General features: G+C 67.6%; 14 protein-coding genes and 1 pseudogene. 9 read left to right on the top strand and 6 right to left on the bottom strand.

Features of this window, described 5'->3' with window-relative positions; translation table 11 throughout:
• Positions 1 to 35 precede the first annotated feature (35 nt).
• The 4 genes and pseudogenes from mutM to AC1DW0_RS23575 form a co-directional block, all read left to right on the top strand.
• Positions 36 to 935 (top strand): bifunctional DNA-formamidopyrimidine glycosylase/DNA-(apurinic or apyrimidinic site) lyase, encoded by a 900-nt coding sequence (gene mutM, locus AC1DW0_RS23590; RefSeq protein ID WP_477948326.1) that lies wholly within the window; start codon positions 36 to 38, stop codon positions 933 to 935.
• On the top strand, positions 932 to 1,954 hold the full coding sequence (gene mutY, locus AC1DW0_RS23585; protein WP_477948324.1) for an A/G-specific adenine glycosylase: 1,023 nt from the start codon (positions 932 to 934) through the stop codon (positions 1,952 to 1,954). Before mutM ends, mutY begins: the two co-directional genes overlap by 4 nt.
• Positions 1,955 to 1,957: 3 nt before the next feature.
• A complete protein-coding gene (locus tag AC1DW0_RS23580) occupies positions 1,958 to 2,260 on the top strand; it encodes a hypothetical protein (RefSeq protein ID WP_477948322.1) in 303 nt (100 codons plus the stop codon).
• A 105-nt stretch (positions 2,261 to 2,365) separates the two neighbouring features.
• Positions 2,366 to 3,730, top strand: a pseudogene (locus tag AC1DW0_RS23575) (methyl-accepting chemotaxis protein); the annotation flags it as partial.
• A 350-nt stretch (positions 3,731 to 4,080) separates the two neighbouring features.
• Here AC1DW0_RS23575 and AC1DW0_RS23570 read toward each other — a convergent pair.
• From AC1DW0_RS23570 to AC1DW0_RS23545, 6 genes are all read right to left on the bottom strand, one after another.
• Positions 4,081 to 5,208: an FAD-dependent oxidoreductase gene (locus tag AC1DW0_RS23570; protein WP_477948320.1), complete on the bottom strand. Its 1,128-nt coding sequence runs from the start codon at positions 5,206 to 5,208 to the stop codon at positions 4,081 to 4,083.
• A 2-nt stretch (positions 5,209 to 5,210) separates the two neighbouring features.
• Positions 5,211 to 6,932, bottom strand: a complete 1,722-nt coding sequence (locus tag AC1DW0_RS23565; protein WP_477948318.1) for a M56 family metallopeptidase — start codon at positions 6,930 to 6,932, stop codon at positions 5,211 to 5,213.
• A complete protein-coding gene (locus AC1DW0_RS23560) occupies positions 6,929 to 7,318 on the bottom strand; it encodes a BlaI/MecI/CopY family transcriptional regulator (RefSeq protein ID WP_457351673.1) in 390 nt (129 codons plus the stop codon). Before AC1DW0_RS23560 ends, AC1DW0_RS23565 begins: the two co-directional genes overlap by 4 nt.
• 77 nt (positions 7,319 to 7,395) lie before the next feature.
• Complete coding sequence (gene rapZ, locus AC1DW0_RS23555) at positions 7,396 to 8,310, bottom strand: RNase adapter RapZ (RefSeq protein ID WP_457351671.1); 915 nt, start codon at positions 8,308 to 8,310, stop codon at positions 7,396 to 7,398.
• On the bottom strand, positions 8,307 to 10,001 hold the full coding sequence (gene recN / locus AC1DW0_RS23550) for a DNA repair protein RecN (protein ID WP_477948316.1): 1,695 nt from the start codon (positions 9,999 to 10,001) through the stop codon (positions 8,307 to 8,309). The genes rapZ and recN overlap by 4 nt, the downstream gene beginning before the upstream one ends.
• Before the next feature lie 156 nt (positions 10,002 to 10,157).
• On the bottom strand, positions 10,158 to 11,024 hold the full coding sequence (locus AC1DW0_RS23545; RefSeq protein ID WP_457390852.1) for an NAD kinase: 867 nt from the start codon (positions 11,022 to 11,024) through the stop codon (positions 10,158 to 10,160).
• A 67-nt stretch (positions 11,025 to 11,091) separates the two neighbouring features.
• Between AC1DW0_RS23545 and hrcA the strand changes: the two genes are divergently transcribed.
• From hrcA to AC1DW0_RS23520, 5 genes are all read left to right on the top strand, one after another.
• Positions 11,092 to 12,099 (top strand): heat-inducible transcriptional repressor HrcA, encoded by a 1,008-nt coding sequence (gene hrcA / locus AC1DW0_RS23540; protein WP_457390850.1) that lies wholly within the window; start codon positions 11,092 to 11,094, stop codon positions 12,097 to 12,099.
• Positions 12,100 to 12,552: 453 nt separating this feature from the next.
• Entirely contained in the window at positions 12,553 to 13,704 is a 1,152-nt protein-coding gene (locus AC1DW0_RS23535; RefSeq protein WP_457390848.1) for a PDDEXK nuclease domain-containing protein, read from the top strand.
• A gap of 134 nt (positions 13,705 to 13,838) precedes the next feature.
• Positions 13,839 to 14,024, top strand: a complete 186-nt coding sequence (locus AC1DW0_RS23530) for a hypothetical protein (protein ID WP_457390847.1) — start codon at positions 13,839 to 13,841, stop codon at positions 14,022 to 14,024.
• The gene (locus tag AC1DW0_RS23525; protein ID WP_457390846.1) at positions 14,014 to 14,457 is read left to right on the top strand and encodes a DUF6978 family protein; all 444 of its coding nucleotides are present in this window, start codon (positions 14,014 to 14,016) and stop codon (positions 14,455 to 14,457) included. The genes AC1DW0_RS23530 and AC1DW0_RS23525 overlap by 11 nt, the downstream gene beginning before the upstream one ends.
• On the top strand, positions 14,454 to 15,215 hold the full coding sequence (locus AC1DW0_RS23520) for a DUF1829 domain-containing protein (RefSeq protein ID WP_457390845.1): 762 nt from the start codon (positions 14,454 to 14,456) through the stop codon (positions 15,213 to 15,215). The genes AC1DW0_RS23525 and AC1DW0_RS23520 overlap by 4 nt, the downstream gene beginning before the upstream one ends.

Here is a 15,215-nt window from a genome sequence, read left to right as displayed (position 1 = left end):
CCGACTGAACAGGGCCTGATTATGATTTCCGTCTCATGCCCGAGTTACCCGAAGTCGAAGTCACGCGCCGCAGCTTTGCCGGTGCCATCCAGGGGGCCCGGGTGACCGGCCTTCGCCTGGGAAAACCCTTGCGCTGGCCACTCGGCGTCGACCCCGAAACACTGCTCGGCAGCCGCGTCGGCAGCACGCAAAGAAGGGGTAAATATTTGTGGCTGCCGCTGGAAAAAGGCGATGCCGGGCCGCCCCAAATCGCCTTGCTCCCCTCGGGGGGCGGGCTGGGCGCCGCTCAGCCCTTGGGGCCGACAAGTGCCGGGGGCTTGTTGATGCACCTGGGAATGTCCGGTTCGCTGGCCTTTCTCGACACGACACCCGCGCCCGGCGCGCATGATCATTTCGACCTGCACACCGACCATGGCCTGCTGCGCCTGACCGACCCGCGCCGCTTCGGCGCCGTCGTCTGGGGCGCGTCGCTGGACGCAGAACCGGTGGCGACGCTGCTCGGCAGCCTGGGCCTGGAGCCCTTCGACGAGCGATTCGACGGCCTGCACCTGCATGCGGCACTCAGCGGCCGGCGCGTGTCCATCAAGCAGGCGCTGCTGGCAGGCGACATCGTCGTCGGCGCGGGCAATATCTACGCCTGTGAGGCGCTGTTCATGGCCGGCATCGACCCGCGTCTGCCCGCCGGCAAGCTGAGCCGCCCGCGCGCCGACAAGCTCGCCGCGGCCGTGCGCACGGTGCTCGGCCAGGCGCTGGAAGCTGGTGGCACGACGCTGCGCGACTTTCGCGACGCCCATGGCGTGGCCGGCAGCTTCCAGATGCAGGCGCAGGTCTATGGCCGCGAAGGCGACGCCTGTCGGCGTTGCGGCACCGCCATCAGGCGCATCGTGCAAGGCGCACGTTCCACCTTCTTCTGCCCCCAATGCCAGAAACGATGAGGCCAGAAGCGCTGGGCGCCGACTTCGGCAAGACCGTCGTCGCCTGGCAGCGCCGCCATGGCCGCAACACGCTGCCGTGGCAGAACACGCGCGACCCCTACCGCGTCTGGCTGTCGGAAGTCATGCTGCAGCAGACCCAGGTCGCGACGGTGCTGGGCTACTACGAACGCTTCCTGGCGCGCTGGCCCAAGGTCACCGACCTGGCCGCGGCGTCGCTGGACGAAGTGCTCGCGCAATGGGCCGGCCTGGGCTACTACAGCCGGGCGCGCAATCTCCACGCCTGCGCCAAGGCCGTGGCTGAGCTGCATGGGGGCGAGTTCCCAGGCACAGCTGCAGCCCTGCAGACGCTGCCCGGCATCGGTCGCTCCACTGCCGCAGCCATCGCGGCCTTCTGCTTTGGCGAGCGCGTCGCCATCCTGGACGGCAATGTCAAGCGCGTGCTGTCGCGCGTGCTGGCATTCAGCGGCGATCTCTCCAGCAGCGCCGCCGAGAAGAAGCTGTGGGACCGTGCCACCGAGCTGCTGCCCGAGCGCGACGTTGACCGCTACACCCAGGGCCTGATGGACCTCGGCGCGACGATCTGCAGCACGCGCTCGCCCGACTGCCTGCTCTGCCCCGTGCAGCCCATGTGCCGCGGGCAGCAGGAGGGCGATCCGACGCGCTTCCCGGTCAAGACCAGGAAGCTCAAGCGCGGCCGTCGCGAGAACTGGTGGCTGTGGGTCGAGAGCGTCGAGGGCCGGGTCTTGCTGCAGCAGCGACCTGACACCGGCGTCTGGGCGGGCTTGTGGACGCTGCCGATGTTTGATGACGAGGCCAGCGCCCGAGCGGCCCTGCCGGGCGGCGAGCTGGAGACGCTGCCGCGGCTGCAGCACGCGCTGACGCACTTCGATTGGGTGCTGCACACGCTGCGGGCCGAGGCAGTTGAGGGTATGACTCCTGGCGGCACTTGGGTGGCGCGGGAGAAACTGGTGGATTACGCGCTGCCTGCGCCGCTGAAGAAGTTGATCGAGGGAGACTGAGCCATGAAACCACACATCAAGAGCGGCATCGAGTACGCAGTCATCACCCTGCTCGTCGCCGGCCTGTGCCTGTGGCAGATCATCAGCAGCACGCAGGACGGCGAGCCGTCGGCGTCCAGGCTCGTCCTGCTGGGTCTGGGTCTCGTCGTGGCGGGCACCATGCATTGCGTTTTCATGATGCAGCTGGTGCGCCGTACGGGCCGCGCCTTCATGCCTTGGTTCATTGCCATCGTCGTTTTCATGCCCATCGGCACCGCCGTGCTGCTCGCCTTGCTGCTGGGCGAGGCCGAGCCGTCTGAAAGTTGACAAAACAGGGGTTGCACACGCATTGCCTGCCCACGGCGAAAGGGGCACAGTCCCTCGAACAACGACAAGGGGACAGCCGTGGATGGACTGAAGAATCTGCGCGTCGGAACGCGCCTGGGATTGGCGTTCTTCGTGTTGCTGGCGCTGATGCTGGCGATGGCCTTTGTCGGCACGTTGCTGGCGAAGTCGATCAACTACTACGCCGAGTACTACCCCGAGAACATCCTGCCGTCGCTGCGCATCATTCACCAGATCGACGGTGCGATCTCCGACGCGCGGAGGTACGAGCAGCAGCACATCCTGACGGACGACGACAAGCAGAAGAAGGAACTCTCTGGCCAGATCGTCAAGGCGCGTGACGACGTCCGCCAGCGGTTGAAGGACTATGAGCTGCTGGCCGCCGACGACGAGGATCGTGGGCTGCTGAAGACGGTGCGCGAGGGCGCCGAGGCCTATTTCGCGGGCCAGGAAAAAGTCCTCAAGGCTTCAGAGGAGAGTGCCGCCGACCCGACCCAGGGCACGGCAGCCCGGGAGATGAATGGGGCCGCCCGCACCGTCTTCCTGCCGCTGCGCCAGAACGTCGGCAAATGGTGGGACTACAACGAGAAGCTGGCCGGCGTGACGACCGCTTCCGCCGAGAGTGCCTACCGCCGCGTGCTGTGGATCTTCGGCATCGCATCGCTCGTGGCCCTGGTCATCGGCGTGTTGGCGGCCCTGTCCATCACCCGTTCCATCACCGGCCCCGTGCAGCGCGCTTCCGACGCGGTCAGGGCCGTGGCGGCCGGCGACTTGACACAGCGCCTGCAGAGCAGTTCGCGCGATGAACTCGGCCAGTTGCTGACCATGCTGGACGAGATGACGCAGAACCTGGCGCGCATGGTGTCGGGCGTGCGCCTGGGCTGCGACCAGCTCAGCGTCGCCGCGGCCGAGATCGCCCAGGGCAATGCCGACCTGTCGGCGCGCACCGAGAGCCAGGCCTCCAGCCTCGAGCAGACGGCCGCCTCCGTCGAGCAGATGGCCGCGCAGATCAAGGCCAATGCCGACAACGCCCGCCAGGCTGACCAGCTTGCCAACCATGCTTCCGAAGTGGCCGGCGCCGGCGGCACCGCTGTCGGTGAGGTCGTCACGACGATGGACGCGATCTCCACCTCCAGCCGCAAGATCTCCGACATCATCGGCACCATCGACGGCATCGCCTTCCAGACCAATATCCTCGCGCTGAACGCGGCGGTCGAGGCAGCGCGGGCGGGCGAGCAGGGCCGCGGCTTCGCCGTCGTTGCCGGCGAGGTGCGCCTGCTGGCCCAGCGCAGCGCCGAGGCGGCCAAGGAGATCAAAAGCCTCATTGGTGACAGCGTCAGCAAGGTCGAGAGCGGCAGCGCCCAGGTGCTGGCCGCGCGCGAAACCATCGGCCAGATGGTCAACGAGGTGCGCAAGGTGACCGACCTCGTCGGCGAGATCACCGTCTCCAGCCGAGAGCAGAGCGAAGGCGTGGGCCAGATCAACGCGGCCGTCAGCCAGCTCGACCAGGCCACGCAGCAGAACGCGGCCCTGGTGGAGCAGACGGCGGCCGCGGCCGAGAGCATGCGCATGCAGACGGCCAAGCTGGCCGAGGCGGTGGCGGCCTTCCGCGTGGATGCGGGCGCTGCGGCGCCAGGGCCACGCGGCACGCCCAAGCCGGCAGCGCGACCCGCCACGGCGCCCCGCGCTGCGACTCCCAAACCTGCACCGCGCCCCGCGGTTCAAGCCAGGCCCGCACCAGTCACAGCGGCGCCCAAGCCAGCCCCCGCGCCCAGCCAGGCCGAGGGCGATTGGGAGACTTTCTAGAACAGGCCGGCGAGCCGCTGCACCGCGGCCTCGCTCTGGGCCCGGTCGGGGCGCTGGTCTTCATTGCCGAAGTCGTGCTCACCCATGGCCGCGACCAGCAGGCCGTCGCGGCGCGGCAGCACGACAAGGTTCTGGCCGCGATAGATCAGCGCGTAGTCCACCTCGGGCTGTGGAATGAGTCGAGCCGTCTGGCCGCGCACCGGCGTCATGCTGGAGTCGCCCAGCAGCTTGCGCGCACCGTCGCCCGTGCAGTTGACGATGACGCGCTCGGGCAGGCGGGCAAAGTCGCGCGGCTGCCGGAACTCGCGCTGCACCAGTTCGCCGCCGTCGCGGGCAAAGTCGTCCAGCAGCAGGCGCTGGTAGGCCGGGATGTTGAAGATGAGTTGCGTGAAGCGGCGTGCGTGCGGTTTGCGAAAAGGATGCTCCGCGGCCGAAAGAGCCTTGCCCTGCGGACGCAGGTCGGCGATGCGCGACGACAGCTCCGGATAGTCGGGCTCGCCGATGTGGCCGGGCAGGGCCTGGTCGAAATCCTCGTCGGCGACGACATAGCCGTCATGCCATTCGACGGGGCCGGAGGGCAGGCCGAGATAGCTCTGGTGCACCTTGAACGAGGCACGCGCCATGGCTTCCCAATCGGCCGTCCAGGCCTCGCTGGCGTGTTCGCTGGTGACGATGCGCGAGTCCGGCGTCCACAGCCCGGTGGCGGCCGAGGAGTGCACGCGGGGTGGTCGGTCCTTGGCGTAGAGCCTGACCTTGTAGCCGGCCTGCTGGGCGGTGCGCGCCGTCGTCAGGCCGATGGCGCCGCAGCCGATGACGGCGATGCGCTCACCCGGGCGACCGCCGCGCGACTGGATCAGCGCCAGTGCGCGCTGGGCCGAACCCCAGGACAGTGACCAACCGCTGCCGCCGTGGCCGTAGTGGTGGACGACGGTCTTGCCGAAGCGTCTCTCGACCTCGATGCGCGGCCCCTGGGCGCGAAAAGGGCGGATGCCGACGGCGATGTCGACGATGCGGTCCACGCTGGCGCGCATCACAGCCGGCGCCGCTGGGGCTGCGAAGTCCAGCGCAAAGGCGGGCCAGGACAGGGCGGCGCTGCTGGCCGCAAGCAAATGACGGCGTTGCACGATCAGAAGGCTTGGCGAGCCAGCGACTTGCGGATCAGTGCCGCGTCGCGCAGGCGATTGGCCGAGCCGTCGGCGTCCAGCAGCACCACGGTCACCGGGCGCTTGCCGTTCAGGATGCGCATGGCCAGGCAGCGGCCAGCTTCCTCGGTATAGCCGGTCTTGGAGACGCGGATGTTCCAGCCCTTGGCGCCGACCAGCCGGTTGGTGTTGCGCACGTCGCGCTGGCGGCCGTCGACCGGCACCTTGGCCTTCTTGACGCTGGTGATGCGCTCGATCTCGCCGTAGCGCGCCGCCGCTGCCGTGATGGCCGCCATCTCGGTGGCGGTCGAGGTATTGGCCGGCGACAGGCCGGTCGGGTCGGTGATGGCTGTGCGCTTCAGGCCGAGCGCGCGGATCTTGGCCTGCATGGCCTTCTCGAAGCCGGCCTCCCCGCCGGGAAAGGTACGCGCCAGCGCTGCGGCTGCGCGGTTCTCGGACTCCATCAGTGCCAGTTCCAGCGCGGCCTGCCGGCTCATCTGCGTGCCGACGCGAACCCGCGAGCGGCTGTGCTTGAGCGTGTCGACGTCGTCGCTGGTGATGCGCAGCTTCTCGTTCGGGTCCAGCTTGGCGTCGAGCACGACCATGGCCGTCAGCAGCTTGGTCAGCGAGGCGATCGGCACGACGGTGTCGGCGTCGCGAGCCATCAGCACCTTGCCGGTGGCGTCGTCGATGACGACGACGTGCTTGGCATTGACGGGCAGGCGCAGCTGTTGAACCGGCGGCGCCTCGGCCTCGATGGCCACGGGGCTGGGCGGCGGCTCGACCGGCTCGCGGCCCTTGGCCTGCACGACGAAGCTGGTCGCGGCGATCAGCAGCGCCGGCAGGGCCAGCTTCCAGCCAGTCGCCTGGGGGCGCGGCGCGAGCAGGCGCTCGATGCGGGCAAGCAGGTCGCCGCCACGAGCGGCGAGCGCGGGAGAGGGGGTCATATCGGAGCAATCCATTTCAGAAAGGGCGTGCAGGGCCAGGGCCAGGCGGCGTGAATCACCGAGCAGCTCGGCCGAGATCTCGTCGGCCACCAGCTCGCGCTCATGACGCATGCGAGCCGACAGCCACCAGACGACGGGGTGAAAGAAGAGCAGGGCCTCGACGGCGCTCTGCAACAGGTTGGCCGCGTAGTCCCAGCGCCGCACATGGGCCAGCTCGTGCGCCAGCAGGGCTTCGATCAGATCTACCGGGAGGCGGGAGAGCAGGGCGGCAGGCAGCAGCACGCAGGGCCTGAACATGCCCAGTGCGATGGGGCCGGCCAGGTCGGGCAGCAGGCGCAGCGGGACGGGTCGCTTGAGGCCCAGGCGTCGAGCGAGAGCGTCCAGCCGCGCCTGCCATTCGGCCGGTGCCGGCATACTGCGCCGCCGCGCACGGCCGACCCAGGCCAGGCCCAGGGCCAACCTCGCCAGCATCAGCGCCGTGCCCAGGGCCCAGGCGCTGACCAGGGCCGGCATCTGCTCAGCAAGCGGCGGCAGCTCGCCGATGAATTCGGCGTCGGCGGGTGCGAGGTCCAGGCACTGGGCCAGCGGCAGGCCCAGGCAAAGCCCCAGGCCGGCCGCGCAGACGGCATAGCGCCAGCGTGCCGCCGCGCCACGCATCAGCGCCAGCAGCAGGGCCACGGCGGCGCCGACGACGACGCCCTGCCAGACGAAGTTCACGAGGGCCCAGCCCCAGGCAATCATGGCGATGTCCAGGCTCATCTGGCTTCATCTCCCTTTCCAGCCAGCAACTGGCGGATCTCCGCGCGCTCCTTGGCGCTGACGTGGTTCTTCAGGGCCGCCAGCACCAGCGCCTTGCCAGAGCCGGCAAAGGCCTTGCTGATGAAGTCCTTCATCAGGGACTGCTGCAGCTTGTCCTGGGCGTGCACGGGGGCGTAGAGCTGCGGGCGCTGGCTCTCGTCGCGGGTCAGCAGGCCCTTGCCGTGCATCACCTGCAGCTGGCGCAGCACGGTGGCATAGGTGGCGTCGGGCCGCTCGGGCAGCAGGGCCTCGTGCACGGCCTTGGCATCGGCGGGGCCTAGGCGCCAGAGCACGCGCAGCAGGTCCAGCTCGGCCGCCGTTGGCTTGGAGGAAGGGGTTCGACTCATGGGTTCAGAATAAACGTTCTAGAACGCGATGTCTAGAACATTTGTTCTGAACTTCCCACCGGGCCGAGCGAGGGGCTCTACCTTGCGTCCAGCTCGCGGTGGCGCTTCAGCACATGGCCGTGGTGGCTGAACTGGCGCGCCAGCATCTCGACGAGATACACGGAGCGGTGCTGGCCACCGGTACAGCCAATGGCCACGGTCAGGTAGCTGCGCTGGTCGGCCGCGAAATTGGGCAGCCAACGTGACAGGAAGCCGGCGATCTGGCCCATCATCAGGCCGACCTCGGGCTGGGCTGCGAGATAAGCCGCCACCGGCGCATCGCGGCCGTTGAGCGGGCGCAGCTCGCGGTCGTAATAGGGGTTGGGCAGCACGCGCACGTCGAAGACGAAGTCCGCGTCGCTGGGCACGCCATGCTTGAAGGCGAAGCTCTCGAAAACCAGGGTGAGCTTGGCGCCGACGTGCGGGCCGACCAGATCACCCAGCCAGGCACGCAACTGCGCCGGGCGCAGCTGGCTGGTATCGATGACGGTGGACTCGGCCTTGAGCCCGCCGAGCAGTTCGCGCTCCAGCTTGATGGCGTCCAGCAACAGGCGATGGCTGTCATCGGCCGCGCCTTCCAGCGCACCGAAGCCGGTGTCGCGGTCCTCGCGCAGCGGGTGAGGCCGGCGTGTCTCGGAGAAGCGCCGCATCAGCGCCTCGTTGTTGGCGTCCAGGAAGATGGAGCGCACCGGCACGCCGGTGGCTCGCAGGTCCTTGAGCAGCGGCAGCATCAGCGGCAGCGAACTCGCCGAGCGCACGTCCACCGCGATGGCGACACGGCGTTCACCGCGTTGCTGCTCCAGGCGCAGGAAGTCCAGCAGCAGCTCCGCGGGCAGGTTGTCCACGCAGAAATAGCCGGCGTCTTCCAGCGCGTGCATGGCCACCGACTTGCCACCGCCGGACATGCCGGTCAGCAGCACGACGTCGCCGTGCAGATCCGTGTCCATGCTCATGACCGGGCCTTGCGCGGCTTGGTCGCCGTGGACGCGTCCAGCATCTCCTGCGCATGCGCCAGGCTGGTGGACGACAGGCGCTCGCCGCCCAGCATGCGGGCGATCTCGGCCACGCGGGCTTCGCCGGCCACGGGGCTGACGGAGCTGACGGTGCTCGTGCCTTGCAAGGCCTTGGCGACGACGAGATGCCGGTCTGCGCACGCGGCCACCTGGGGCAGGTGGGTGACGGCCAGCACCTGGCGCTGGCCGGTTGCCGAGTGGCCGAGCTGCTTCATCAGCCGGCCCACGGTCTCGGCGACGGCGCCACCGATGCCGACGTCGATCTCGTCAAAGATCAGCGTGCCGGGCGCGTTGTCGGTTGCAGCCTGGCTGGCCGTCACCGCAATGGCCAGCGCGATGCGCGACAGCTCGCCGCCCGAGGCCACCTTGGCGAGCGGCCGCGGCGTGCTGCCGGCATGGCCGGCGACCAGGAATTCGGCGGATTCGACGCCAAAGCTCTGCGGGCCGTCGGTAGGGTTCAAGGCGATGTCGAACTGGCCGCCCGCCATGCCGAGCTGCTGCATCGCCGCCGTGACGGCGGACGCAAGCTGGGGTGCCGCCTTCTTGCGGGCGCGGCTGGCGGCCTGGGCCTCGGCGTCGAAGGCCTGGCGCGCGGCGGCGAGGGCCGCCTCGAGGAGCGTGGGGTCGCTGGCGGCGTCAAGCTGGGCCAGCTCGGCGCGCCATTGCGCGAGCAGGGCCGGCAGCTCGTGAGGCTGGCGGCGGTAGCGGCGCGCCAGCGTCATCCAGGCCGACACGCGCTCGTCCAGCTCCGCCAGGCGGTTGGGGTCGAGATCGGCCTTGTGCAGATAGGCCGACAGCGTGTGGCTGGCGTCCTGCAGCTGGGCCTGCACGTCGCGCAGGGCCTGCACGGCGGGCAGCAGGCGGGCGTCGTGGTCGAGCACGCGTTCGAGCTGGTCCAGCGCGCCGCCGGCGAGGGACTGGGCGCTGGGCTCGGCCTCGTCCAGCGCATCCAGCGCCGACTTGGCCGCGTCGATGAGGGACTGGCCGTGCGACAGGCGCCCGTGCTCGGCGTTCAGCTCCTCCCACTCGTCCTCGGCCGGCGCCAGGCCGTCCAGCTCGCCGATCTGCCAGGCCAGCCGCTCGCGCTCGCGCAGTGCGTCGGCCTGCTGGCCCTGGGCCTTTTGCAGCGCCTCGGCGGCTTGCTTCCATGCGGCGTGGGCGCGGCCCAGCGGCACAGTGTCCAGCCCCGCGAAGCCATCCAACAGCTCGCGCACGGCGGCGGGGCGGGTCAGGCCCTGCCAGGCATGCTGGCCGTGGATGTCGAGCAGATGGTCGGCCAGTTCGCGCAGCTGCGTCAGCGTGGCGGCGCCGCCGTTGATCCAGGCGCGGCTTTTTCCCGCGGCGTCGATGACGCGGCGCAGCAGCAGCGTGTCGTCGGTGTCGAAGCCGGCTTCGTCCAGCCAGGCGCGCAGATGCGCCGGCGTGTCGAACTCGGCGGTGATCTCGGCCTTGGCCGCACCCTCGCGCACCACGCCGGCGTCACCGCGGCCGCCCAGCGCCAACTGCAGCGCGTCGATGAGGATGGACTTGCCCGCGCCGGTTTCGCCGGTCAGCACGGCGAAGCCGGGCTCGAAGTCGAGCTCCAGCGCAGGGACGATGACGAAATCCTTTAAAGACAGGTGGCGCAGCATCTCAGTGGTCGCGGTGTTTCGGGCCGAGCGCCGGGCCGCTCCCTAGCCGGCCCGCCATGGCGGTGTGCTTGCCGGCCGATCCGGCAAGCATCGCCGTCCCCTCGGGGGACCGGCTGAGCTGCCCGCGTCCAGCGGGGCGAGATCGGACGAGGGGCTTCATACATACCAACGCAGTTTGCGTCGCAGAGTCGCGTAATAGCTCCAGCCCTTGGGGTGGAGGAAGCGGACTTGGTGCTGGCTGCGCCGCACGGTGATGGTGTCGCCGTGCAGCAGGCTGGCGAGGCTTTGCATGTCGAAATTCACCGACGCATCGCGGCCGGCGACGATCTCCAGGCGCACCTCGCCCAGGTCAGGCAGCACGATGGGCCGGTTGGACAGCGTGTGGGGCGCGATCGGCACGATCAGCCAGCCGGCGATGCTGGGGTGCAGGATGGGCCCGCCGGCCGACAGCGCATAGGCCGTGGAACCGGTAGGCGAGGCGACGATGAGGCCGTCGGCGCGCATGTTGGCGACGAACTGCTCGCCCACCTCGATCTTCAGCTCCACCATGCCGGAGCTGCCGCCGCGGCTCACGACCACGTCATTGAGTGCCAGGCCGGAGAAGATGGACTCGCCGTCGCGCCAGACCGCGCCTTCCAGCATCGCCCGGGGTTCGACTTCATAGTCGCCCGCCAGCACCGGCGCCAATGACTCGCGCCAGCGTTCGATGGGAATGTCCGTGATGAAGCCCAGCCGCCCCTGGTTGATGCCCACCAGCGGAATGCCGTGGCGAGCCATGTCCCGCGCGAAGCCGAGCATCGTGCCGTCACCGCCGATGACCACAGCCAGGTCGCATTGCCGGCCCAGCTCGTCGTTGGACAGCGCGTCGTAGTCCGACAGGCCGGTGTTGAGCGCGGTGTCCGCTTCCAGCGAGACATCCAGGCCCTGGCTGCACAAAAATTGGGCAATCTCCTCCAGCACCGGCCCGATGCCAGGCGCTTGATGCTTGCCCACGATGGCGACATGTCTGAAGCGCTCGGCCATGCGGCAAATTACACCACAGGGGGTTTGCACATCCCGGGCAGAACAGCGCTGTCCATAGAATGCGGGCATGCTCGACGAGCGATCTAAATCCCTGCTGAAAACCCTGGTCGAACGCTATATCGCGGACGGGCAGCCGGTCGGCTCGCGCACGCTGTCCAAAGCCTCGGGCCTGGAACTCAGCCCGGCGACCATCCGCAATGTGATGGCCGACCTCGAAGAACTCGGCCTCATCGCCAGCCCCCACACCAGCGCCGGCCGCATCCCCACGGCGCGTGGCTACCGCCTCTTCGTCGACACCATGCTGACGGCCCAGCCCGGCCTCATTGGCGTGGATGCCGCCCGGCTGCAGCCCGACCAGCCCCAGCGCGTCATCGCCAGCGCGGCGCTGATGCTGTCCAACTTGTCGAGCTTCGTGGGCGTGGTCACTTCGCCGAAGAAGGCCAGCGTCTTCCACCACATCGAGTTTCTGCGCCTGGGCGAGCGCCGCGTGCTCGTCATCCTCGTTGCACCCGATGGCGACGTGCAGAACCGCGTCATCTTCACCGCACAGGACCTCAGCCAGTCCGAGCTCGCCGAAGCCAGCAACCGCCTGAATGCCAGCTACGCCGGCCTCACGCTCGAAGCCGTGCGCGAACGCCTGCGCCATGAGGTGGATGAGCTGCGCGGCGAGATCGCCGGGCTGATGAGCGCGGCCGTGCAGGTCGGCACCGAAGCCATGGTGCAGGAGCAGGAGCAGGTCGTCGTCTCCGGCGAGCGCAACCTGCTGGCCGTGCAGGACTTCAGCCACGACATGGGCAGCCTGCGCCGCCTCTTCGACCTCTTCGAGCAGAAGACGCAACTGATGCGCCTGTTGGACACGTCGAGCCGCGCCGAGGGCGTGCGCATCTACATCGGCGGCGAAAGCCAGGTCGTGCCCTACGAGGAACTGTCCATCGTCAGCGCGCCCTACGAGGTCGACGGCCAGGTCGTCGGCACGCTCGGCGTCATCGGCCCGACGCGCATGGCCTACGACCGCATGATCCAGATCGTCGACATCACGTCGCGGATGGTGGGGCAGGCGCTCAGCCAACGCTGACTAGAATCTGCGCCTTCTCTCCGGGGCATTTGCTCAGTCAGCGGCGGCCGGGAGCGAAATAGAAGTTGTTGTATCAGTGGGCCGTTAGCTCAGTTGGTCAGAGCAGAGGACTCATAGCGAAAGTTGTGCACCGGGTGGCGAAAGCGCCTGCGTGAATGGCGTCAAATTCGGCGAACCCTGACGGCCGCAAGGCACAAGGCAACGCCGAGCCAAGCCCCGCGAGGGGAAGGTGTAGAGACTAGACGGCGCCCGCCTACAGGCCTTCACGGTCCATGGCGAAGGCATAGTCCAGGGAGTCCAGAAATGGGCACAAACCGGAATCCTTTGGTCGCAGGTTCAAGCCCTGCACGGCCTACCACTAGACAATAGCCTGGGAGGGCGCATGAGCAGCGGCTGGGACCTGACTCATGAGGTTCCGATCGAGTTTGACGCGCTGGTGAACGAGGTGCATGCATGAGCGGACTCCTTCCCGGCAGCGACGATGCGGGGCCCAGCTACAACGGCATCCACGGCGACATCGTCGCTCTTCTGGAGGCCGCCCGTCATGCCGCCGCACGCAGCGTCAATGCGCTGATGACGGCCAGCTACTGGGAGATCGGCCGACGCATCGTCGAATTCGAGCAGGGTGGGCGGGGCCGAGCTGCTTACGGCGACGCATTGATCAAGCGCTTGTCTGAAGACCTGACTGCCCGCTTTGGGCGCGGCTTCAGCCGCCAGAACCTCTGGCAAATGCGCGCTTTCTACCTTGCCTGGCCTGCCGAGCAGATTTTGCAGACACTGTCTGCGAAATCCTCTAGCCTGCAGATTCTCCAGACAGTGTCTGGAGAATCGATGGGCCTACCTGCACTGGCCCAAGCCTTCCCGCTGCCCTGGTCGGCCTATGTGCGCCTGCTGTCCGTCAAGTCCGAAGCCGCGCGCGCCTTCTACGAAACCGAGGCCCTGCGTTGTGGCTGGAGCGTGCGTCAGCTCGACCGTCAGGTCAACAGCCAGTTCTATGAGCGCATCGCCCTGTCGCACAACAAGGCGGCCATGCTGCGCAAGGCTGAAGCTGCCGAGGCCGGCGATGTCATCACTCCTGAGCAGGCGCTCAAGGACCCCTTCGTCCTGGAATTCCTCAACCTCAAGGACGAGTACTCGGAATCAGACCTAGAAGACGCGCTTATCCAGCACCTGGCCGACTTCCTGCTTGAGCTGGGCGACGACTTCGCCTTCGTGGGCCGGCAGCGGCGCCTCCGGCTGGACGACGCCTGGTTCCGTGTCGATCTGCTGTTCTTCCACCGCCGGCTGCACTGTCTGCTTGTCATCGACCTGAAGATCGGTAGATTCAGCCATGCCGACGCGGGCCAGATGCACATGTACCTGAACTACGCCCGCGAACACTGGATGAAGCCCGGCGAGAACCCGCCCGTGGGCCTGGTGCTGTGCGCCAGCAAGGGGAGCAACGAGGCGCACTATGCCCTGGAGGGCCTGCCCAACAAGGTGATGGCCGCCGAGTACCAGACCGTACTGCCGGACGCCAGGCTGCTGGAAGCGGAGCTGGACAAGACGCGGCGGGAACTGGAGGGGCGGGGTGTCAGCCGGGGTGATGTGGAGGCCGGCGAATGAGGGCTTGGACCATGACAACACAGGGTGGCGTTGCGCCCATCATCCGCAGAGCGGTAGACATCCGGCCTGACCGCTCCTATCCCTAATTGGGCATTCGCTCCTTCGGCAACCGCACACTGAGACTGGAGAAGCTTATGACTCTCGAAGTGCCATTGCCGTCCTTGCCTGTTCAGCAAGCATTCAATCAGCTCCATGCCCAGGTCACCACCACCCTGAAGGCCAAGCGCACTGCCATTCGCCAGGAGAACGCGATATTGCTGCCCGATACGCTTGAGCGACTGTTTAACACATCGACACAGGGCGCGAGCCATGGCCAATGACGCCCTCGCGCAGTCAGATGCGGAAGCGCTGCTGAAGATGGAGAAGGTGCCAGCACTGCAGGGCGCCTTCCAATTTCCCGACCTTGGTGGTCGCATCGAAGTGCCCTTGATCTCGCGTGATGAGCGAGAGCAATTCTCCTTGGATATCAACCGCAAGCGCATAGCTCTCACCACGGGCTATCAGGCGCGTGGAAGGCAGGTCGTCGTGCTGGCCCGGCTCGACTTTGCCGCACCGCATCGCAACCCGGATGGCACTGAGGTGGGCGTGCCTCACCTGCACGTTTACCGAGAAGGCTATGGCGACAAGTGGGCCGTGGAGGTTCCGGTCGGAATGCTCAGCCAGCCCGACGATGCGTGGCAGGTTCTCCAGGACTTCATGACCTACTGCGGAGTCGTCGAGCGGCCCAATATCGTGCGAGGGCTGTTCTCATGAAAGCAACGGACGACCTGATCCGTAGCTACTACGACTGGCTGAAGGCCAAGACGGCCTGGCGAGAAGTCAATGGCTGGGTGGAGATCACCACGCCGTACCTGGATCGTCACAACGACTACATCCAAATCTACCTTCGTCAGCAGGGGCAAGAGTGGATGCTGACCGATGACGGCTACACACTCGCCGACCTGGCGCAGTCAGGCTGCGAAATTGACACCCCGCGCCGCAAGGCACTGCTGGCTGCCACGCTGAACGGCTTCGGTGTGCAGCAAAACGCTGATGCGCTTGAAATCAAGGCCACGGAGGACAACTTCCCACTTCGCAAACATAGCCTGGTGCAGGCGATCCTGGCCGTGAACGACCTGTTCTACGTGGCCCGCGCCAACGTCGAGAGCTTCTTCTTTGAAGACGTGGCCTTGTGGCTGGACGACGCCGATGTGCGCTACACGCCTCGGGCGAACTTCGTCGGCCACAGCCGATACAACCACCAATTCGACTTCGTCGTGCCCAAGTCCAGGCGCGCACCTGAACGAATCCTGCGTGTCATCAACAACCCCAACAAGGACAACGCCCAAAGTGCGGCCTTTGCGTGGGTCGATACCAAGGATGTCCGTCCGGCGGATTCCCTGGCCTTCGCAGTTCTGAATGATCGAGACCATAAGGTGAGCGAGGCCGTCCAGGACGCCCTGCGCAGTTACGACATCACGCCGATAGCTTGGAGCAAGCGAGAAGAGTTCAGGGAGCGCTTGGCAGCGTAA

Source organism: Roseateles sp. P4_D2, from assembly GCF_056401875.1.
The sequence above is the reverse complement of the archived record's forward strand: the minus strand, read 5'-3'. Positions and strand labels throughout refer to the sequence as shown.

What these genes read in the sequence shown, in the direction of transcription:
- AC1DW0_RS23565 (WP_477948318.1), bottom strand. Translation starts at nt 6,932, where the DNA reads ATGAGCCTGGACATCGCCATGATTGCCTGGGGCTGGGCCCTCGTGAAC.
- mutY (WP_477948324.1), top strand. Translation starts at nt 932, where the DNA reads ATGAGGCCAGAAGCGCTGGGCGCCGACTTCGGCAAGACCGTCGTCGCC.
- AC1DW0_RS23535 (WP_457390848.1), top strand. Translation starts at nt 12,553, where the DNA reads ATGAGCGGACTCCTTCCCGGCAGCGACGATGCGGGGCCCAGCTACAAC.
- AC1DW0_RS23545 (WP_457390852.1), bottom strand. Translation starts at nt 11,024, where the DNA reads ATGGCCGAGCGCTTCAGACATGTCGCCATCGTGGGCAAGCATCAAGCG.
- AC1DW0_RS23580 (WP_477948322.1), top strand. Translation starts at nt 1,958, where the DNA reads ATGAAACCACACATCAAGAGCGGCATCGAGTACGCAGTCATCACCCTG.
- AC1DW0_RS23530 (WP_457390847.1), top strand. Translation starts at nt 13,839, where the DNA reads ATGACTCTCGAAGTGCCATTGCCGTCCTTGCCTGTTCAGCAAGCATTC.
- AC1DW0_RS23525 (WP_457390846.1), top strand. Translation starts at nt 14,014, where the DNA reads ATGGCCAATGACGCCCTCGCGCAGTCAGATGCGGAAGCGCTGCTGAAG.
- AC1DW0_RS23560 (WP_457351673.1), bottom strand. Translation starts at nt 7,318, where the DNA reads ATGAGTCGAACCCCTTCCTCCAAGCCAACGGCGGCCGAGCTGGACCTG.
- hrcA (WP_457390850.1), top strand. Translation starts at nt 11,092, where the DNA reads ATGCTCGACGAGCGATCTAAATCCCTGCTGAAAACCCTGGTCGAACGC.
- recN (WP_477948316.1), bottom strand. Translation starts at nt 10,001, where the DNA reads ATGCTGCGCCACCTGTCTTTAAAGGATTTCGTCATCGTCCCTGCGCTG.
- mutM (WP_477948326.1), top strand. Translation starts at nt 36, where the DNA reads ATGCCCGAGTTACCCGAAGTCGAAGTCACGCGCCGCAGCTTTGCCGGT.
- rapZ (WP_457351671.1), bottom strand. Translation starts at nt 8,310, where the DNA reads ATGAGCATGGACACGGATCTGCACGGCGACGTCGTGCTGCTGACCGGC.
- AC1DW0_RS23520 (WP_457390845.1), top strand. Translation starts at nt 14,454, where the DNA reads ATGAAAGCAACGGACGACCTGATCCGTAGCTACTACGACTGGCTGAAG.